At 65.7% G+C, this 19,604-nt stretch carries 14 protein-coding genes; 13 read left to right on the top strand and 1 reads right to left on the bottom strand.

Annotated features, from left to right (window positions below):
* The first annotated feature begins 20 nt into the window (after positions 1 to 20).
* The 12 genes from BerOc1_RS12570 to nifJ all read left to right on the top strand — a co-directional run bounded on the left by BerOc1_RS12570 (position 21) and on the right by nifJ (position 17,176).
* On the top strand, positions 21 to 1,343 hold the full coding sequence (locus BerOc1_RS12570) for a malic enzyme-like NAD(P)-binding protein (protein ID WP_071546024.1): 1,323 nt from the start codon (positions 21 to 23) through the stop codon (positions 1,341 to 1,343).
* 103 nt (positions 1,344 to 1,446) lie between these two features.
* Positions 1,447 to 2,988, top strand: coding sequence for an SLC13 family permease (locus BerOc1_RS12565; protein WP_071546023.1), 1,542 nt, complete (start codon positions 1,447 to 1,449; stop codon positions 2,986 to 2,988).
* 99 nt (positions 2,989 to 3,087) lie between these two features.
* On the top strand, positions 3,088 to 3,852 hold the full coding sequence (locus BerOc1_RS12560) for a cytochrome c3 family protein (protein ID WP_071546022.1): 765 nt from the start codon (positions 3,088 to 3,090) through the stop codon (positions 3,850 to 3,852).
* Positions 3,853 to 3,859: 7 nt separating this feature from the next.
* Positions 3,860 to 4,963, top strand: coding sequence for a 4Fe-4S dicluster domain-containing protein (locus BerOc1_RS12555; protein WP_071546021.1), 1,104 nt, complete (start codon positions 3,860 to 3,862; stop codon positions 4,961 to 4,963).
* Positions 4,960 to 5,910 carry an RnfABCDGE type electron transport complex subunit D gene (locus BerOc1_RS12550; protein ID WP_071546020.1) on the top strand — a complete coding sequence of 317 codons (951 nt, stop codon included), beginning with the start codon at positions 4,960 to 4,962 and terminating at the stop codon, positions 5,908 to 5,910. Before BerOc1_RS12555 ends, BerOc1_RS12550 begins: the two co-directional genes overlap by 4 nt.
* A gap of 3 nt (positions 5,911 to 5,913) precedes the next feature.
* Positions 5,914 to 6,489, top strand: coding sequence for an RnfABCDGE type electron transport complex subunit G (gene rnfG, locus BerOc1_RS12545; RefSeq protein WP_071546019.1), 576 nt, complete (start codon positions 5,914 to 5,916; stop codon positions 6,487 to 6,489).
* A 25-nt stretch (positions 6,490 to 6,514) separates the two neighbouring features.
* On the top strand, positions 6,515 to 7,192 hold the full coding sequence (gene rsxE, locus BerOc1_RS12540; protein WP_071546018.1) for an electron transport complex subunit RsxE: 678 nt from the start codon (positions 6,515 to 6,517) through the stop codon (positions 7,190 to 7,192).
* A 166-nt stretch (positions 7,193 to 7,358) separates the two neighbouring features.
* Entirely contained in the window at positions 7,359 to 7,934 is a 576-nt protein-coding gene (locus BerOc1_RS12535) for an electron transport complex protein RnfA (protein ID WP_071546017.1), read from the top strand.
* A gap of 30 nt (positions 7,935 to 7,964) precedes the next feature.
* Positions 7,965 to 10,070 (top strand): FAD-dependent oxidoreductase, encoded by a 2,106-nt coding sequence (locus tag BerOc1_RS12530; RefSeq protein WP_071546016.1) that lies wholly within the window; start codon positions 7,965 to 7,967, stop codon positions 10,068 to 10,070.
* Between the two features lie 145 nt (positions 10,071 to 10,215).
* Positions 10,216 to 12,336: a phosphate acetyltransferase gene (gene pta / locus BerOc1_RS12525; protein ID WP_071546015.1), complete on the top strand. Its 2,121-nt coding sequence runs from the start codon at positions 10,216 to 10,218 to the stop codon at positions 12,334 to 12,336.
* A gap of 1 nt (position 12,337) precedes the next feature.
* A complete protein-coding gene (locus BerOc1_RS12520) occupies positions 12,338 to 13,543 on the top strand; it encodes an acetate kinase (protein ID WP_071546014.1) in 1,206 nt (401 codons plus the stop codon).
* Between the two features lie 42 nt (positions 13,544 to 13,585).
* Entirely contained in the window at positions 13,586 to 17,176 is a 3,591-nt protein-coding gene (nifJ, locus tag BerOc1_RS12515; RefSeq protein WP_071546013.1) for a pyruvate:ferredoxin (flavodoxin) oxidoreductase, read from the top strand.
* A 464-nt stretch (positions 17,177 to 17,640) separates the two neighbouring features.
* Here nifJ and BerOc1_RS12510 read toward each other — a convergent pair whose 3' ends face one another.
* A complete protein-coding gene (locus BerOc1_RS12510) occupies positions 17,641 to 17,997 on the bottom strand; it encodes a NirD/YgiW/YdeI family stress tolerance protein (RefSeq protein WP_071546012.1) in 357 nt (118 codons plus the stop codon).
* A gap of 486 nt (positions 17,998 to 18,483) precedes the next feature.
* On the opposite strand from BerOc1_RS12510, the gene BerOc1_RS12505 reads away from it, so the two are divergent.
* Positions 18,484 to 19,578, top strand: a complete 1,095-nt coding sequence (locus tag BerOc1_RS12505; protein WP_071546011.1) for an ADP-ribosylglycohydrolase family protein — start codon at positions 18,484 to 18,486, stop codon at positions 19,576 to 19,578.
* The last annotated feature ends 26 nt before the right edge of the window (positions 19,579 to 19,604 follow it).

Genomic DNA, 19,604 nt, shown 5'->3' with positions numbered 1-19,604 from the left:
AACCTCAAGGAGCTAGCGAAATGGCATTATTCACCAAAGAGGAAGCCCTGAACTACCATTCCCATGGCAGGAAGGGAAAGGTCGAGGTCGTCCCGGTCAAGCCGTGCAAGACCCAGAAGCATCTGTCCATGGCCTACAGCCCCGGCGTGGCCGAGGCGTGCAAGGCGATCCACGAGAACCCGGAGCTGGTCTACGAGTACACCGGACGCGGCAACCTCGTGGCCGTGGTCTCCAACGGCACCGCCGTGCTCGGCCTGGGCAACATCGGCCCCCTGGCCGGCAAGCCGGTCATGGAGGGCAAGGGCGTGCTGTTCAAGGTCTTCGGCGACGTGGACGTCTACGACATCAACCTTAACGTGACCGATCCCGACGAACTGTGCGCGGTCACCAAGGCCCTGGAGCCGACCTTCGGCGGCATCAACCTCGAGGACATCAAGGCCCCGGAATGCTTCTACATCGAAGAGAAACTGAAAAAGGAAATGAACATCCCGGTCTTCCATGACGACCAGCACGGCACGGCCATCGTCACCGCGGCCGGCATGATGAACGCGCTGGAAATCTCGGGCAAGGACCCGGCGCAGATGCGCGTGGTCATCTCCGGCGCGGGCGCGGCGGCCATCGCCTGCACCAACCTGTACCGAAACATGGGCGTGAAGTTCGAGAACATCGCCATGTTCGACTCCAGGGGACACATCAACAAGTCCCGGACCGACCTGAACGAGTTCAAGCAACAGTACGCCACCGACAAGGCGTACGGCTCCCTGGCCGAGGCCATGGTCGGCGCGGACTGCTTCCTGGGCCTGTCCAAGGCGGGCGTGGTCTCCAAGGAGATGGTCAAGTCCATGTCCGACAACTGCCCGATCATCTTCGCCTGCGCCAACCCGGACCCGGAGATCACCTACGACGACGCCAAACAGGCGCGCCCGGACTGCATCATGGGCACCGGCCGCTCGGACTTCCCGAACCAGGTGAACAACGTGCTCGGCTTCCCGTTCATCTTCCGGGGCGCGCTCGACTGCGGCGCCACGGCCATCACCGAGGGCATGAAGCTGGCCGCCGCCCAGGCCCTGGCCGACCTGGCCAAGACCGAGGCCCCGAAATACGTCTGCGAGGCGTTCGGCGTGGACAAGCTCGAATTCGGGCCCGACTACGTCATTCCCAAGGCGCTGGACCTGCGGCTCATCGAGTACGTCTCCGTGGCCGTGGCCAAGGCCGCCATGGAGGAGGGAGTGGCCCGCAAAAAGCTCGACCTGGACGAGTACAAGGCCTCGCTGGGCAAGCGCATCGCCGAATCCGGCAAGCGCGTCAGCGCATTCGTCGAAACCTATCATCTTGGAATATAAATAAGTACCGGGCGGAGCGGGGTGCTCCGCCCGGTCTTTCCTCAGCGCCGTCTGGGGTTGCGGTCCTATCCGAGGTGAAAACGTTCTAATTGAGGAGTGTAAAATGTCTGATCAGGCTGATTCCAACAAGGGCAAGCGAATAGGGTTCTTCCTGGGGCCCATCGTGTTCATCGCCATGCTGCTCATCCCGGCTCCCGAAGGCATGAAGGTCGAGGCATGGCGCGTGGCGGCGGTCACCGCCCTGATGGCCATCTGGTGGATCACCGAGGCGATCCCCATTCCGGCCACTTCGCTCATGCCCATCGCCCTTTTCCCCCTGCTGGGCGTCATGAAATCCTCGGCGTCCACATCTCCGTACGCCAACCACCTGATTTACCTGTTCATGGGCGGTTTTTTCCTGGCCGTGACCATGGAGCGGTGGAACCTGCACCGCCGCGTGGCCCTGTACACCATCAAGGCCATCGGCACGAGCCCGGCGCGCATGATCATGGGCTTCATGGTCGCCACCGGCTTTCTGTCCATGTGGGTGTCCAACACCGCCACGGCCATGATGATGGTGCCCATCGGGCTGGCCGTCATCCAGCAGGCCACCGGGTTCGACTCCGACCACCTGCGCGAGAGCAGCGTCAACGTCGGCCCCGAGTTCAACTTCGGCCGCGGCCTGATGCTCGGCATCGCTTACGCCGCGTCCATCGGCGGCGTGGCCACCATCATCGGCACCCCGCCCAACACCGTCATGGCGGGCATGGTCGAAAAGATGTTCGGCGTGCAGATCGGATTCGGCCAGTGGATGCTCTTCGGCGTCCCGCTGGCGGTCGTCACCATGGCCTTCGCCTGGCTCCTGCTGACCAAGATCCTGTTCCCCACCGGCGGCATGGAGCTGGCGGGCGGCGCCAAGATCATCAACGACGAAGTCAAGAAGCTCGGCCCCATGTCCAATGCGGAGAAGAAGATCGTGGTCGTGGGCTGTTTCATGGCCGCCTTCTGGCTGGCGCGCGGGTTCATGGCCAAATCCTCCTTCGTCCTGGGCATCATGCCCCACTTCAAGTACATCGGCGACGCGACCATCGCCATCTTCGGCGCGCTCATCCTGTTCGCCATCCCCGTGAACTTCAAAAAGAGCGAGTTCCTCCTGGACTGGAAGACCGCGGTGAAGATTCCCTGGGACGTGATCCTGCTCTTCGGCGGCGGCCTGGCCATCGCCAACGGCTTCGCCAAGACCGGCCTGGCCGCCTACATCGCGGGCCAGCTCGGCGCGCTCGAAGGCACCAGCATGCTCGTCTTCGTGGGCGCGGTGGTCCTGATCACCATCTTCCTGACCGAGATCACCTCCAACACCGCCACCGCGACCCTGCTCGTGCCCATCATGGGTTCGGCGGCCATCGCCATGGGCGTGCACCCGTTCGCGACCATCGTGGGCGCGTGCGTGGCGGCCTCCTACGCCTTCATGCTCCCGGTGGCCACGCCGCCCAACGCCGTCATCTTCGGCAGCGGATGCGTGACCATCAAGCAGATGGCCAAGGCGGGCGTCTGGCTGAACATATTCGGGACGCTCCTGATCACGGCCTTCGTGGTCTACATCCTCCCGGTGCTGTGGGGCGTGGACCTCAGCATCGTGCCGGATTGGGCGGTCATTCCCAAGTAACGACGCAACCCCGCGGGCGGCTCCGGCCGCCCGCGGATTGACATGATCCTTCACCTGTAACCACCCGGAGCTGCCGCCCACAGGCGGCGGAGAGGAACGATGCGTTCAAAAACAAAGATATTTCCGGTCATGGCGGCGACCATCGTGCTCCTGGCGGTGGCCATCGTCGGCTATGTCCGATCAGGCCAGTCGCAGCCGATGCCGGTGCGCATCCTGTTCGAGAACAATGGGGGCAAGGTCGTCTTTTCGCACCTGGTGCATCACCGGGATTACGGGATCGAGTGTTCCCGGTGCCACCACGACAGATCCCAGCCCATCGTCACCCCCGAGGACGGGGCCCTGGCCTGCGGCTCCTGCCATCCCAACGATTTCGACCAGAATTTCGTGGACAACCACATGGATTCCTTTCCCAACGAATCCTATTGCGTGCGCTGCCACCACGTGGAGTACGACAAGCTCAACTTCGACCACAAGGCGCACACCGAATACGCCTCGGACTGCTCGGACTGCCACCACGGCAAGGAGATCGAGCCCGAGCCGCAAAAGTGCACCAACTGCCATGCGGAAAAGAGCACGGACGAGTTGTTGTCCATGCGCGAGGCCGGGCACGAGAGCTGCGGCCAGTGCCACGAGGACATGTTCGACAAGGGGCTGTCCAGCTGCAAATCCTGCCATATCCAGAAGGACATGACCGATTACGACGGCGACTTCTCGGCCTGCAACCAGTGCCACGAGGCCGAAACCCGGGAGCTGGTCCTGCCGCGCATGAACGCCTTCCACGACCAGTGCATGTCCTGCCACGAAGAGATGGGCGCGGGCCCCTACGGCCCGGACCATTGCAACCAATGCCACATCAGCAGGTAGACGGAATATGACGATTCAAGAGACACCCGCCGCCAAGGCGGAGATGAACCTGACCCGGCACTGCCCGCTGGTCGCCTGCGGCCAGGAGGTCAGGCGCGGCGAGCGCATCGCCACCGCGTCCGCGCCGGGCCGGGGCGACATCCACGCGCCCTGTGCCGGGACCGTGGAACACGTGGACCCGTACCGCGTCCGCCTCGCCCCGACGGACGGCGAGACCGTGGTGCCCGAGGTCCTGGACGGCCTGAGCGGCCCGGAACTCCTCGCCCGCCTGCGCGAGCTCGGGGCCGACGTCCCGGCCTGCGACCAGGTGGACACCCTGATCATCAACGCCATGGACGAGGAGCCGAACCTGTTCTCCCGCCGGACGCTGCTGGCCGAGAAGCTCGACATCCTCTCGGCCGGGGCCGAGGCCCTGATCCGGGGATTCGTGCCCGTGGACGTTTTCCTGGCCGTGCCCGGGGGCGTGCGCGAGAGCCTGCCGGGCATGGAGGTCAAGGTCCTGGCCGACCAGTATCCCCAGGCGCTCGATCCCCTGGTGGCCAAGGCCGTGACCGGCATCGAGATGCCGGACAACACCCTGGTGGTCGGCCTGGAGACGGTCTTCCACGCCGGGCTGATCATGGACACCGGCCTGCCGGTCATGGAGACCATGGTCACGGTGGGCAACTCGGCCCGGCTGATCACCCTGGGCACCCCGGTGGGCGAGATCCTGACCAACGACGGCGAGACCCTGCGCGACGGGGACCGCATCGTCCTGGGCGGCGTGCTGCGCGGCACGGCCGCGGCCTCGCCCGGCCAGGGCGTGGACCGCTCGACCACGGCCGTGGGCCTGGTGCGCAATCCGTCCCCGGTGGCCGTGGACGCGGCCTGCGTGGGCTGCGGCGAGTGCGTGCGCCGCTGCCCGGCCCGGCTCGATCCGGCCATGATCACCAGCTATGCCGAGTTCGGCCAGTACGCCAAGGCCGAGGCCGAGGCCGTGGACGCCTGCTTCGAATGCGGCCTGTGCGGCTATTTCTGCATCGCCCGTCGCCCCATGCTCCAATACATCCGGCTCGCCAAGAGCGAATTGGCGAAGGCCGCAGCCCAGTCCGGGGAGGAAACCCAGCCGTGAAACCCCTCAACCCCTTTGCCCTGACCGTCTCGGTCCCGCCCCACCGCCACTGCGGCACCACCGTGCGGGACCGGATGCTGATGATACTCATGGCCATGCTGCCCGCCGCGGTCATGGCGGCCATGACCTTCGGCATGCCCGCCGTGCGGGTCATGGCCCTGTCCATGGCCGCCGCCGTGCTGGCCGAGATGGCCTGCGACTACTTCATGGACCGGGAGACCGACGTCCACGACCTGAACGCCTTCGCCGTGGGGCTGTCCTTCGCCTTCCTGCTGCCCGCCTCGGCCCCCTGGTGGCTGGCGGCCTTCGGCAGCGCGGCCTCCATCGTGCTCGGCAAGATGGTCTTCGGCCCCCTGGGCGGCAGCCCGTTCTGCGCCCCGCTCATCGGCTGGGCCATCTGCCGCATCTCCTGGCCCGCCTACATGGACGCCAACGCCTCCATGCTGGCCACGGACCTGACCTACCCCCTGGCCCAGCTCAAGGACTTCGGCCTGGACGCGGTCCAGATCACCGACACCCGGCAGCTCTTCCTGGGCAAGCAGCTCGGCGGCCTGGGCGCGGTCCAGATCGCGGGCGTGCTCCTGGGCGGCATGCTCCTGGTCCTGCGCAAGCACATCTCGTCCATCATCCCGGTGGGCGTCATCGGCGGCGCGGCCCTGACCGCCTTCCTGTTCCACTGGCTCGACCCGTCCATCTACGCCTCCCCGGCCTTCCACCTGCTGACCGGATCCACCCTGTTCGGGGCCTTCTTCCTGGCCACGGACGGGCCGTCCAGCCCCAACCGGCAGGTGCCCATGCTGCTCTTCGGCCTGCTGATCGGGGCGCTGGTCATCATCATCCGCGTCTACGGCGCGTACGCGGACGGCATGCCTTTCGCCATCCTGCTGGCCAACCTGTTCACCCCGGTGCTCGAACGCATCCGGCCCAAGCCGTTCGGAAGGAGGTAGGCCATGAAGGAAATGATGAAAATGATGATCGTCCTGTCGCTCATCTGCGGCATAGCGGGCATCACCCTGGCCGCCCTGAAACAGGTCACGGCCCCGATCATCGAGGAGCAGGTCCTGACCTATGTCCAGGCCCCGGCCATCGAATCGGTCCTGAGCGATTACGACAACAACCCGATCAAGGACCGCAAAAAATTCACGGTGGACGGCCGGACCGTGACCGTGTTCCCGGCCCTCAAGGGAGGCACGCTCACCGGCGTGGCCTTCGAGACCTCGGGCAAGGGGTACGGCGGCAACATCGGCGTCATGGTCGGCTTCGACGTGCGGGCCATGCACCTGACCGGCATCGGCATCACCACCCTCAAGGAGACGCCCGGCGTGGGCGCGCGCGTGGCCGAGCACGGCTACACCACCCAGTTCCGGGGCCATCCGCTCGAGGCCGTGGACCTGAAGAAGAACGGCGGCGACATCGAGGCCGTGGCCGGGGCGACCATCTCGTCCACCGGCACCGTGACCGCGGTGCGCCAGGCCATTACCATCTTCAACGCCCTGAAAGGCAAACTCGCCGGCGGCTGGTCCTGAGCCGCCCCGCCGCATGGAGCCGACAATGAATAGCAGATTGTGGAAGGAATTCTCCAAGGGGCTGTGGAAGGACCTGCCCCCGTTCAAGCTGGTCCTCGGGCTCTGCCCGACCCTGGCCGTGACCAACACGGCCGACAACGGCCTGGGCATGGGCGTGGCCGTCGTCTTCGTCCTGGCCCTGTCCAACCTGATGGTCTCGCTGCTGCGCAAGGTCATCCCGGCCAAGGTGCGCATCGCCTGCTTCATCGTGGTCGCCGCCTCCCTGGTGGTGGCCGTGGAGCTGCTCATGCAGGCCTTCGCCTACCCGCTCTACCAGCGGCTGGGCATCTTCGTGCCGCTGATCGTGGTCAACTGCATCATCCTGGGCCGGGCCGAGGCCTTCGCCTCCAAGAATCCGCCGCTGCTGTCCATGGCCGACGGGTTGGGCATGGGCATCGGCTTCACCCTGTCCCTGACCTTCCTCGGAGCCCTGCGCGAGCTGCTCGGCACGGGCATGATCTTCGGGACCCGCGTGGTCTGGGACGGGTTCGAGCCCATCGGCATCATGGTCCAGGCCCCGGGCGCGTTCGTCTCGCTGGGCGTGCTCCTGTGCATCATGACCTTTGTCGAGAACGTCCGGCGCAAGCGCAAGGGACTGGCCGCCGTGCAGGGCCCGACCCACGACTGCGGCGCGTGCGGCGGCTGCGGCCACAAGAACTGTTGACGAGTATTGAAAAAGTCAAAATTGGAGGCTGTTCAAAAATGGTGAGATGCTAGGCGCGAAAAAAGTTTAAGGCCGAAGCGTACTTCCTGTACGTGAGGGTTTGAACTTTTTGAAGCAACGACACAGATTGCCGTTTTTCAACAGCCTCCCATTCGAGGAAACGATCATGCAGGAATACTTCCTTCTCTTCATCGGGGCGATGTTCGTCAACAACATCGTCCTGGCCCAGTACCTGGGCAACTGCCCGTTCATCGGCACGTCCAAGGACACGGGCGTCGCCATCGGCATGGGCGGGGCCGTGGTCTTCGTGGCCGTCATGGCCGCGGCCATCACCTGGCTGGTCCAGGAGTACGTGCTCGCCCCCTTTGGCCTGGACTTTCTCCAGACGCTGGCCTTCATCCTGGTCATCGCGGCCCTGGTCCAGTTCGTGGAGATGTTCCTCAAGAAGGTCATCCCGCCGCTGTACAAGTCGCTGGGCATCTTTTTGCCGCTGATCACCACCAACTGCGCGGTCATGGGCATCGCGCTCATCTGCCAGCGCGAGGAGTTCGGCTTCGTCAAGACGGTCCTGTTCTCCTTCGCCTCGGGTCTGGGTTTCATGCTCGCCCTGGTCCTTCTGGCCGGCATCCGCGAGAAGCTGGCCGTGCGGCGGCTGCCCATCGCCATGCGCGGCACGCCCATCGGGCTGATCATGGCCGGGCTCATGTCGCTGGCCTTCTTCGCCTTCAAGGGCATGATCTAACGGATTAAAAACGCAGAACGGGACGACATCATGATACTGACATCGGGACTGACTCTGTTCGGCATCGGCCTGCTGGCCGCGGCCATCCTGGGCATCGCCTCGAAGCTCCTCTTCGTCAAGGAGGACCCGCGCATCGCGCTCATCGAGGACAACCTGCCCGGGGCCAACTGCGGCGGCTGCGGCTTCCCCGGCTGCTCGGGCGCGGCGGCCGCCATCGTGGCGGGCAAGGCCCCGGCCTCGATCTGCATCGTGGCCGACGGCGAGGCCATCGCCACCATCGCCGCCCTCATGGGCCAGGAGGTCATCGAGCGCGAGCCCGAGCTGGCCGTGCGCGACTGCACCGGCGGGCTGCGGGCCGCCGACCTGTTCCATTACGAGGGGGCGCTGGACTGCCGGGCCGCCCACCTGCTCTACGGCGGGTCCAAGTCCTGCCCCGAGGGGTGCCTGGGGCTCGGTTCCTGCGTGCGCGCCTGCCCCTTCGACGCCATCCACATGGGTCCCGAGGGGCTGCCGGTCATCGATCCCACCCAATGCAAGGCGTGCGGCAACTGCGTGGACGCCTGCCCGCGCGGAGTCATCGGCGTGTCCGGCATGTCGGCCCGGCTGCTGCACCTCAACCAGACCACCGACTGCCTGGCCCCGTGCCGCCAGAAATGCCCGGCACAGATCAACATCCCGCGCTACATCGAGCAGATCAAGGCGGGCGACTATGACGGCGCGGTCATGACCATCAAGGAGCGCAACCCGCTGCTGGTCACCTGCGGCCGGGTCTGCCCCCGCCCGTGCGAGACGGTCTGCCGCCGCCAATACGTGGACGAGACCGTAGGCATCAACATGTTGAAGCGATTCGTGGCCGACCGCGAGCTGCGCTCGGGCGTCCACCTGCCCGTGCCCTGCGCCAAGGACACCGGCAAGTGCGTGGCCGTCATCGGCGGCGGCCCGGCCGGTCTGTCCTGCGCCTATTTCCTGCGCAGGCTCGGCCACAGCCCGACCATCTTCGACGCCATGCCCGCGCTCGGCGGCCAGACCCGCTACGGCATCCCGGAATACCGGCTGCCCAAGGCCGACCTCGATTGGGAGATCCAGGGCATCCTGGATCTCGGCGTCGAGGCGAAATTGAACACCAAATTCGGCCGCGACTTCACCCTGGAATCCCTCAAGGCCGACGGCTTCGACGCGGTCTTCATCGGCATCGGCGCGTGGCAGGCGTCCGGCATGTACGCCGAGGGCGAGGACCTGGACGGGGTCATGGGCGGCATCGAATTCCTGACCGCCCACGCCCTGGGCCAGAAACCCGAGACCGGCAACAAGGTCATCGTGGTCGGCGGCGGCAACACGGCCATCGACGCGGCCCGGACCTGCGTGCGCCTCGGGGCCGAAGTCACGCTCATGTACCGGCGCACCCGCAACGAGATGCCCGCCGACGTGGAAGAGATCGTCGGGGCCGAGGACGAGGGCGTGCAATTCAAGTTCCTGGCCGCCCCGGCCCGGGTCATCGGCGACGAGAACGGACGGGCCACCCATCTGGAATATTACGAGATGGAGCTCGGCGAGCCGGACGAGTCCGGACGCCGACGCCCGGTCAAGAAGGAGGGCTCCGAGCAACGCATGGAGGCCACCCTGATCATCCCGGCCATCGGCCAGAAGCCGGACCTCGCCTGCCTGTACGACGACAGCGAGGAAGGGACCTGTCCGCTGGAGACCACCAAGTGGCAGACCATCGTGGCCGACCCGGACACCTTCGAGACCGCCATCCCCGGGGTGTTCACCGCGGGCGACGTGTACACCGGCCCGGACCTGGTCATCTCGGCCATCGGCGACGGCCGCAAGGCGGCCCGGTCCATCCACTACCACCTGACCGAGGCGGCCATCCCCATCCCGGAGACCACCCAGAAGACCATGATTCCCTACACGTTGTTCAAGGAGATCGATTCCGTGGAGCGCAAGAAGCGGGCGGTCCTGCCCCATCTGTGCCACGGCGACGAGCGCAACTGCACCTTCAACGAGGTGGAGGGCCCGCTCGACGAACAACAGGCCCTGGCCGAGGCCGACCGCTGCCTGCGCTGCGGCCTGGTCTGCTACGACCGGGACGAGCCGTTCCTGGCCGAGGAGAGGGAGACCTCCCCGGACAGCTAATCCATCGCCATACCCCATGCCCTACGGAGCATAGCGGATGCCGTCGTCAACAGCCCCGACGTCACCCACGGCATCCGGCCGGGAGGAGGCGCTCCGACAACCGCCTTCTCCCGGTTCTCCACCGGGCCGGTCCAAGGAGACCGATATGTCCAAGAGCCTGTACATAGCCGCCACCGAGGCCCGCAGCGGCAAGTCCGCCATCGTCCTCGGAGTGATGCATCTGCTGCGCGCCAGCCTGCAGCGCGTGGCCGTGTTCCGCCCGGTCATCAGCGACCCGGTGGACGGGCGCAGGGACCACGACATCGACCTCATGCTCCGCCACTTCAAGCTCGACCAGGAGTACGACCGCGCATACGGCTACACCCTGAGCGAGGCCCGCGGGCTGATCAACGGCGGCAACAAGGAACTGCTCCTGGAAAGCACCCTGAACAAGTTCAAGGAACTGGAAAAGGAGTATGACTTCGTCCTGTGCGAGGGCACGGATTACATCGGCGGCAACGCCACCCTGGAGTTCGAGATCAACGCCGCCATCGTCTCCAACCTGGGCTGCCCGGTCCTGCTCGTGGTCAACGGCATGGACCGGTCCGACGACGAGGTCTGCGGCTCGGCCCAGCGCACGGTGGCCGTCTTCGAAGAGCGCGGCCTGGAGGTCCTGGGGCTGATCGTCAACCGCGCCCGCCCGGATTTCTCCCCCGAGACGCTGAAGGACATCGAGGCCCGGACCAGCACCTCGCACCAACTCTTGACCTACGCCATCCCGGACGACAAGCGGCTGGGCAACCCGACCATCCACGACGTGATCAAGTGGCTGGACGCCAAGGTCCTGTATGGCCACGGCAGCCTGGACACCCCGGTGGACGGCTTCCTGACCGCGGCCATGCACATCACCCATTTCCTGGAATACATCGAGGACGGGGCCCTGATCATCACCCCGGGCGACCGCATGGACATCATCCTGGCGGCCATCTCCTCGCGCCAGTCCGCCGCCTACGGAAACATCGCGGGCATGGTCCTGACCGGCGGCATCCAGCCGTCCATGACCATGCACCGGCTCATCGAGGGCTGGACCGGCATCCCCCTGCCCATCCTGAGCGTGGAGGACCATACCTTCAAGGCCACCCAGACCCTCCAGGCCCTGCACGGAACCATCGACCCCGAGCACCCGGCCAAGATCGCGGCGGCCATCGGCCTGTTCGAGGCCCGGGTGGACATTGAACAGCTGCGTGACCGGCTGGTGACCACCCAGTCCACCAAGATCACGCCGATCATGTTCGAGTACAACCTGATCGAGAAGGCCCGGGCGCAGCGCATGCACATTGTCCTGCCCGAGGGATCGAGCGAGCGCGTCCTCCGGGCCGCGGAGATATTGCAGCGGCGCAACGTGGCGGGCATCACCCTGCTCGGCGACCCCGAGGCCATCCGGGCCCAGGCCGCCAATCTCGGCGTGCACCTCAACGGCGCGGCCCTGGTGGACCCGGCCCGTGCCCCCATGCTCGAGGACTACGCCAAACGCTATTTCGAAGCCCGCCGACACAAGGGCATCCGCATGGAGGACGCCCGGGACCGCATCGTGGACCCCACCTACTTCGGAACCATGATGGTCCACGCCGGGCACGCGGACGGCATGGTCTCCGGCTCGGTGACCACCACGGCCCAGACCATCCGGCCCGCCTTCGAATTCATCAAGACCCGCCCCGACGCCTCCATCGTCTCGTCCGTGTTCCTCATGTGCATGGGCGACCGCGTGGTCTGCTTCGGCGACTGCGCGGTCAACCCGAAGCCCGACGCCGGGCAGCTGGCCGAGATCGCTCTCAGCTCGGCCCAAACCGCCCGCATCTTCGGCATCGACCCGTATGTGGCCATGCTCTCCTATTCCACGGGCGGGTCCGGCGCGGGCGCGGAGGTGGACAAGGTGGCCGAGGCCACGGCCATGGCCCGAAAGCTGGCCGAAGAGCGCGGGCTCGACCTGCCCATCGAAGGGCCGCTGCAGTACGACGCGGCCGTGGACCCGGAGGTGGCCCGGACCAAACTGCCCGGCTCCGAGGTGGCGGGCAGGGCCACGGTCTTCATCTTCCCGGACCTGAACACCGGCAACAATACATACAAGGCCGTGCAGCGCGCCGTGCCCGGCTCCACGGCCATCGGCCCGGTCCTCCAGGGGCTGAACAAGCCGGTCAACGACCTGTCGCGCGGCTGCCGCGTGCGCGACATCGTCAACACCGTGGCCATCACCGCCATCCAGGCCCAGGCCCAAAGGAACGTCTAGCATGCATATCCTGGTCATCAACTCCGGCAGCTCCTCGCTCAAATACCAGCTCATCGACATGGCAGGCGACCGGGTCATGGCCTCGGGCCTGATCGAACGCATCGGCGAGGACATGGGCTCCATCACCCAGAAATCCAACCCGGACAAGTGGCCCGACGCCCGGTCCGTGGAGCACAGGCCCATCCCGGACCACAAGGCGGCCATGGGGCTGATGGTCGAGAAGCTCATCGGCGAGGAGTGGGGCGTCATCGGCTCCCTGACCGACATCGACGCCGTGGGGCACCGCGTGGTCCAAGGCGGCGAGTCCTTCTCGAGCCCGGTCCTGGTGGACGCGGCGGTGGTCGAGACCATCCGCGCGAACGTCCCGCTGGCCCCGCTGCACGCCGCCAACCTGGTGGGCATCGAGGCCGCCCTGGAACTCTTTCCCGGCACGCCCAACGTGACCGTGTTCGACACCGAATTCCACCAGACCATGCCGCCCAAGGCATTCCTCTACCCGGTACCCATGGACCTCTACGAGGAGTTGAGAATCCGCAAGTACGGCTTTCACGGGACCTCGCACAAGTACGTCACCCGAGAGGCCGCCAAGTTCCTGGGCAAGCCCGTGGACGGGATCGACCTGATCACCGCCCACCTGGGCAACGGCTGCTCCATGGCGGCGGTCAAGAACGGCAGATGCGCGGACACGACCATGGGGCTGACGCCCCTGGCCGGGCTGATGATGGGCACCCGCTCGGGCGACGTGGACCCGGCCCTGTTCCCGTTCATCGCCCGGCACAAGAAGATGAGCGTGACCGAGGTGGACGCCCTGCTGAACAAGCAGAGCGGCCTGCTCGGCGTCTGCGGCTCAAGCGACATGCGCGACGTGCACGCGGCGCGCGAAAAGGGTAACGAGACGGCCCAGCTCGCCTTCGAGATGTTCGCCTACCGGGTCAAGGCGCGGATCGGGGCGTACCTGGCCGTGCTCGGCCGGGCCGACGCCGTGGTCTTCACCGCGGGCATCGGCGAGAACGACGCCTTTGTCCGGGCCGAGGCCTGCGCCGGGCTGGAAGGGCTCGGCATCAAACTTTCCCCGGAGCGCAACGAGTCGCGCGAACCGGGCGTGCGGCGCATCAGCGCCGACGACAGCCCGGTGGCCGTGCTGGTGGTCCCGACCAACGAGGAGTTGGAGATCGCCCATGCCACCAAGGCCCTGGTTGAGGCATAATATACTCAATCATTCAATAGACATAAAAAAATGGAGCACGACATGTCCAAAATGAAGACCATGGACGGCAACACCGCCGCCGCCTGGGTGGCCTACGCCATGAGCGAGACCGCCGCCATCTATCCCATCACCCCGTCATCCACCATGGGCGAGATCGCCGACGAATGGGCCGCGCAGGGCAAGAAGAACATCTTCGGCCACACCCTGAAGATCCGCCAGATGCAGTCCGAGGCGGGCGCGGCAGGGGCGGTCCACGGGTCGCTGGCCGGCGGCGCGCTGACCACCACCTTCACCGCCTCCCAGGGCCTGCTGCTGATGATCCCGAACATGTACAAGATCGCGGGCGAGCTCATGCCCTGCGTGTTCCACGTCTCGGCCCGGGCCGTGGCCGGACACGCCCTGTCCATCTTCGGCGACCACCAGGACGTCATGGCCTGCCGCCAGACCGGGTTCGCCATGCTCGCCTCGGCATCCGTCCAGGAGGTCATGGATCTCGCCCTGGTGGCCCACCTGGCCACGGTCGAATCAAGCGTCCCCTTCGTCTCCTTCTTCGACGGCTTCCGGACCTCCCATGAAATCCAGAAGATCGAGACCATCGACTACGCGGACATGAAGCCCCTGCTGAACATGGACAAGGTGGCCGGATTCCGGGGGCGCTCCATGAACCCCGAGCACCCGGACATCCGGGGCACGGCCCAGAACCCGGACATCTATTTCCAGGGACGCGAGGCGGCCAACCCCAACTACGAGGCCATCCCGGCCATCGTGGAGGAGTACATGGCCAAGGTCTCGGCCCTGACCGGCCGCGCGTACAAGCCCTTCGACTATGTGGGCGCGCCCGACGCGGAAAGGGTCATCGTGTCCATGGGCTCCAGCTGCGAGACCATCGAGGAGGTGGTCAATCACCTGCTTGCCAAGGGCGAAAAGGTCGGCCTGATCAAGGTCAGACTGTACCGGCCCTTCTCCGCCGCCCACTTCCTGTCCGTGCTGCCCGTCTCCTGCAAAAGACTCGCGGTCCTCGACCGGACCAAGGAGCCCGGCGCCATGGGCGATCCCCTGTATCAGGACGTCTGCGCCGTGCTCTTCGAGCAGGGCCACGGCCCGGCCGTGGTCGGCGGACGCTACGGCCTTGGCTCCAAGGAATTCACCCCGGCCATGGCCAAGGCCGTGTTCGACAACCTGGGTGCCGACGCGCCCAAGCCCCGCTTCACCGTGGGCATCGACGACGACGTGACGAACTCCTCCCTCGTCCTGACCGGGACCCTGGACACGACCCCCAAAGGCACCGTGCAGTGCAAGTTCTGGGGTCTCGGTTCGGACGGCACGGTGGGCGCGAACAAGCAGGCCATCAAGATCATCGGCGACAACACCGGCATGTACGCCCAGGGGTACTTCGCCTACGACTCCAAGAAGTCCGGCGGCATCACCATCTCCCACCTGCGCTTCGGCAATGAGCCCATCCAGTCCACCTACCTGGTCACCGCCGCCGACTACGTGGCCTGCCACAACCCGAGCTACGTCAACCTCTACGACGTGCTTGAGGGGATCAAGGACGGCGGGACCTTCGTGCTCAACTGCGCCTGGACCGGCGGCGAGATCGAAAAACAGCTCCCGGCCGCCATGCGGAGGACCATCGCCGAGAAGAAGCTCAACTTCTACACCGTGGACGCGGTCAAGATCGCGGCCGAGGTCGGCCTGGGCGGACGCATCAACATGGTCATGCAGACCGCCTTCTTCAAGCTGGCCGACGTCATCCCGTTCGACCAGGCGGTCAGCCTGCTCAAGGGCGGCATCGAGGCCGCCTACGGCAAGAAGGGACCGAAAATCGTGGAGATGAACAACGCGGCCGTGGACAGGGCGGCCGACGCCCTGGTCAAGGTGGACGTTCCCGCCGCCTGGGCAAGCCTCAAGGACGATCCCGCGCCCGCCACCGACGAGCCCGACTACGTGAGGAACGTCATGCGCCCCATGCTGGCCCAGAAGGGTGACACCCTGCCCGTGTCCGCCTTTTCCAAGGACGGGACCATGCCCGCCGCCACCTCCAGGTACGAGAAACGCGGCGTGGCCATCAACGTGCCCCAATGGATCGCGGACAACTGCATCCAGTGCAACCAGTGCGCCTTCGTCTGCCCGCACGCCGCCCTGCGGCCGGTGCTGATCAGCGAAACCGACGCGGCAAACGCGCCCGCAACCTTCGCCACTCTCGAAGCCAAGGGCAAGGACGTCAAGGGCATGCGCTACCGCATGCAGGTCAACACCCTGGACTGCCTGGGGTGCGGCAACTGCGCCGACATCTGCCCGGCCAAGGAAAAGGCGTTGGTCATGCAGCCCATCGCCACCCAGACCCCGGACCAGGTGCCCAACTTCGATTTCACCGAGACCGTGGCCTACCAGGACGCCTTCAAGCGCGACACGGTCAAGGGATCCCAGTTCCGCCAGCCGCTCATGGAGTTCTCCGGAGCCTGCGCCGGTTGCGGCGAGACCCCGTACGTCAAGGTCCTGACCCAGCTGTTCGGCGAGCGCATGGTCATCGCCAACGCCACGGGCTGCTCGTCCATCTGGGGCGCTTCGGCTCCCTCCACCCCCTACTGCACCAACCGCGACGGGTTCGGCCCTGCCTGGGGCAACTCCCTGTTCGAGGACGCCGCCGAGTTCGGCTACGGCATCGAGATGGGGTTGAACAACCGCCGCGAAATCCTCATCGCCAACTGCGAAAACGCCCTGTGCGGGGCTCCGGGAGAGATCAAGACCGCCCTGGAGAACTGGCTGGCCGCCAAGGACGATCCCGAGGAATCCGCCGCCACCGGCGCGGCCCTCAAGGCCGCCCTTGAAGGCACCCTCGACCCGGCGCTGCTGGCCATCGCGGCCGACGCCGACCTGTTCACCAAGAAGTCCGTGTGGATCTTCGGCGGCGACGGATGGGCCTACGACATCGGCTACGGCGGCGTGGACCACGTGCTCGCCTCGGGCGAGGACATCAACATCCTGGTCCTGGACACCGAGGTCTATTCCAACACCGGCGGCCAGTCGTCCAAGGCCACGCCGCTCGGTTCCATCGCCAAGTTCGCGGCCGCGGGCAAGCGCACCGGCAAAAAGGACCTCGGCCGCATGGCCATGACCTACGGCTACGTCTACGTCGCCTCGGTCTCCATGGGCGCGGACAAACAGCAGCTGCTCAAGGCGTTCCGCGAGGCCGAGGCCTACAACGGCCCGTCCCTGGTCATCTGCTACGCCCCATGCATCAACCAGGGCATCAAGAAGGGCATGGGCAAGACCCAGCTCGAGCAGAAACTGGCCGTGGATTCCGGTTACTGGCCGCTCTACCGCTTCGATCCGCAGCTGGCCGACCGGGGCGAAAACCCGTTCCAGCTCGACTCCAAGGCCCCGGACGGCACGCTCCAGGAATTCCTGTCCGGCGAAAACCGCTACGCCATGTTGGAGCGGTTCCACCCGGACCTGTCCAAGGCCTACCGCGACAAGATCGAAAAGGACTACGACACCCGCTACGCCATCCTCAGCCGCATGGCCGAAGCCGAGCCCGTGTCCCCCGAAGCCGAAGACCCGGCCGCGTGCGCCACCGGCATCTCCGCCGAGAGCCCGGGCGCGGGCGAACCGTGCGACGACGGCCGCTGAACCGAAAGTGACGCGGGTGGAGTTTTGTGACCGCAACTTGCAAAATATACTCCTGAGGAACCACAACCCGCGCTGCCCGGCCTCCCGTCCCCGACGGGAGGCCTTTTTTGCGCCTCCGGCGGCCGGGGGAAGGGGAGAGGGAAACCCTTTGAAAAGGGCTTTCCCTCTCCCCTTCCCCCGGACCCCCCATCCCCTCTCCCTTCCTAAACTTTTTTGTATCGCTTCGCGGGGTACGCCACCGAGGGATGCCCGCTGGCTCCATTGCGTCCGTTTTCATCATTCTCTGACAAGCAGCACGTTATACTGCGCCCGTACGCCCCTGCCGCAGGCACACAAAAAAGTTCTGGAGGGGGAGTCCAGAGGGGGAACCTCTTCCAAGAGGTTCCCCCTCTGGCCGCCGGAGGCATCAAAAAAAGGGACGCCCTCAAGAGGGCGTCCCTTTTTCTATATGTGAACCGCTCGAACTAGCGGGTGGTCACGGAGTCGGCCTGGACTTCGGTGTACATCAGGTCGCTGACGATCTTGCCGTTGACGTCCACGTCGGCGTTGGTGATGGCGGCCTTGTTGGCCTCGGCGTTCTGCATGTGCACGAGCAGTTCGCCGGTGTTGTCGGAGAACAGCACGCTGTTGTCATTGATGACCTTGACGATGCGGCCGTGCAGGGCCACGCCGGTGTCCACGCTGGAGGCCTTGGCCTCGGCCACGGTGCGGGCCTTGGTATCATGGGACCTAAACGCGCCGGCAAAGGTCGGGGCGGCGGCGAACGCGGCGGTCAGGAAAACGGTAAACACGAGCATCAGGGCAAGGGTGAAACGCTTCATGATAATATCCTCTTTTTAAATTTATTGGCTTCTCGGGGCCGGTATCCAACCGGCTACGACTCACCTCTACCACACCCTTTTAAAATGTGAAGAAAAATATTGACGTATAACTATACGTTTTATTTAATTTTTTAAAAAAAGTGCAACTTTTAATTGATCGGTCAATCAAAAAATCCCTCCTTTTTGGGGTCCGCACCCAAAAATCGGACCTCAAATATTTTCCCCTTGCGGCCCCGATTCGGAGGTCGCTTCAAGGGCGAAGCGAAAGTCCGGTTCAGGGGTCGGACCGGATGGAGTCCGGAGACGGTTCCGGCCATTGTTTTCGAATTCCGAGGAAACCGGAAACCGGACCGATTTTCATTTTTCCGCCCAAGGCGTCCTCCGGGCGGAAAAAAGTCTTTCGAAAAAGTCGGCCGGGCCGTAGCATGGCGGTGCAGGCCCGGACGCGTCCGGGCCGTGACGCAACCTTTGAGCCTGGAGAAGACCATGTCCAAAGAAGCTTTTCGCGACCGGGCCGCCGGGGCGGTCATGGGCGCGTTCATCGGCGACGCCCTCGGGCTGGGCCCGCATTGGTACTATGATCTGAACGAGATGCGCCGCGACTACGGCGACTGGATCGACGGCTACACCGACCCCAGGCCGGGCCGGTATCACGAAGGCATGAAGGCGGGCCAGCTCTCCCAGGCCGGGTTCATCCTCAAGCTGACGCTCCGCTCCCTGGTGGAGCGCGGACGATACGTGGAGGAGGATTTCTGCCGCCGCATGGACGTGGAACTGTTCCCGCAGCTCAACGGCGAACCGGCCCATGGGCCGGGCGGATACACCAGCCAATCCATCCGCGAGGCATGGCGTCGGCGCGTGGAAAAGGGGCTGCCCTGGGGCCAGACCGGCGGGCACGCGGACACCACCGAGGCCGTCGAGCGGACCCTGGCCATCGCGGTGCGCTACGCACTGGACCCGGGCCGCCTGGCGAGCGCCGTGAGCAAAAACACGGTCCTGACCCAGGCCGACGACGTGGTCGTCTCCATGACCGTGGCCTATTGCGCGGTCCTGGCCATGCTCGTGCAGGGAAACCGGCTCGCCCCCGACCTGCCGGGCAAACTCATGAAACTGGTCAAGGACGGCGTTCTGCCCTTCCACGCCGTGACCCGCGACGGGTTCAAGGCCCCGCGCCCCGGCGATCCGGACCCGCCGCGTGTGGGTCGCTTCGCCTCGCCCGACGCCCTGCTCTCTCCGGGCTACATGGCCACGGCCGCAACGGACCCGGACATCCGCATCGAGCCCGCCTGGAAGGTCTCCCTGGTCTACGGCATGCCCTGCGCCATCTACCACATGCTCCCGGCGGCCTATTACCTGGCCGCCCGGTTCCACGACGATTTCGAGTCCGCCGTGCTCAACTCCCTGAACGGCGGCGGCCAAAACCAGGCCCGGACCATACTGACCGGGGCCCTGGTCGGGGCGCAGGTGGGGCTGTCCGGCATCCCGGCCCGGTTCCTGGACGGGCTGGAAGAGGGCGAGGCGCTCGTGGAGTTGGCCCGCAAGCTGGCCGACCAGGCGGCCGACCAACAGTCCCCGGCCTGAGCAGGGCAACACGCAACCATGCAAAA

It is taken from the genome of Pseudodesulfovibrio hydrargyri (assembly GCF_001874525.1).
GTDB lineage: Bacteria > Desulfobacterota > Desulfovibrionia > Desulfovibrionales > Desulfovibrionaceae > Pseudodesulfovibrio > Pseudodesulfovibrio hydrargyri.
This window is presented reverse-complemented; position numbering and strand designations above follow the sequence as displayed.

Coding starts and splice junctions, on each gene's coding strand:
- BerOc1_RS12570 (WP_071546024.1), top strand. CDS start 21: ATGGCATTATTCACCAAAGAGGAAGCCCTGAACTACCATTCCCATGGC.
- BerOc1_RS12565 (WP_071546023.1), top strand. CDS start 1,447: ATGTCTGATCAGGCTGATTCCAACAAGGGCAAGCGAATAGGGTTCTTC.
- BerOc1_RS12560 (WP_071546022.1), top strand. CDS start 3,088: ATGCGTTCAAAAACAAAGATATTTCCGGTCATGGCGGCGACCATCGTG.
- BerOc1_RS12555 (WP_071546021.1), top strand. CDS start 3,860: ATGACGATTCAAGAGACACCCGCCGCCAAGGCGGAGATGAACCTGACC.
- rnfG (WP_071546019.1), top strand. CDS start 5,914: ATGAAGGAAATGATGAAAATGATGATCGTCCTGTCGCTCATCTGCGGC.
- rsxE (WP_071546018.1), top strand. CDS start 6,515: ATGAATAGCAGATTGTGGAAGGAATTCTCCAAGGGGCTGTGGAAGGAC.
- BerOc1_RS12535 (WP_071546017.1), top strand. CDS start 7,359: ATGCAGGAATACTTCCTTCTCTTCATCGGGGCGATGTTCGTCAACAAC.
- BerOc1_RS12530 (WP_071546016.1), top strand. CDS start 7,965: ATGATACTGACATCGGGACTGACTCTGTTCGGCATCGGCCTGCTGGCC.
- pta (WP_071546015.1), top strand. CDS start 10,216: ATGTCCAAGAGCCTGTACATAGCCGCCACCGAGGCCCGCAGCGGCAAG.
- BerOc1_RS12520 (WP_071546014.1), top strand. CDS start 12,338: ATGCATATCCTGGTCATCAACTCCGGCAGCTCCTCGCTCAAATACCAG.
- nifJ (WP_071546013.1), top strand. CDS start 13,586: ATGTCCAAAATGAAGACCATGGACGGCAACACCGCCGCCGCCTGGGTG.
- BerOc1_RS12510 (WP_071546012.1), bottom strand. CDS start 17,997: ATGAAGCGTTTCACCCTTGCCCTGATGCTCGTGTTTACCGTTTTCCTG.
- BerOc1_RS12505 (WP_071546011.1), top strand. CDS start 18,484: ATGTCCAAAGAAGCTTTTCGCGACCGGGCCGCCGGGGCGGTCATGGGC.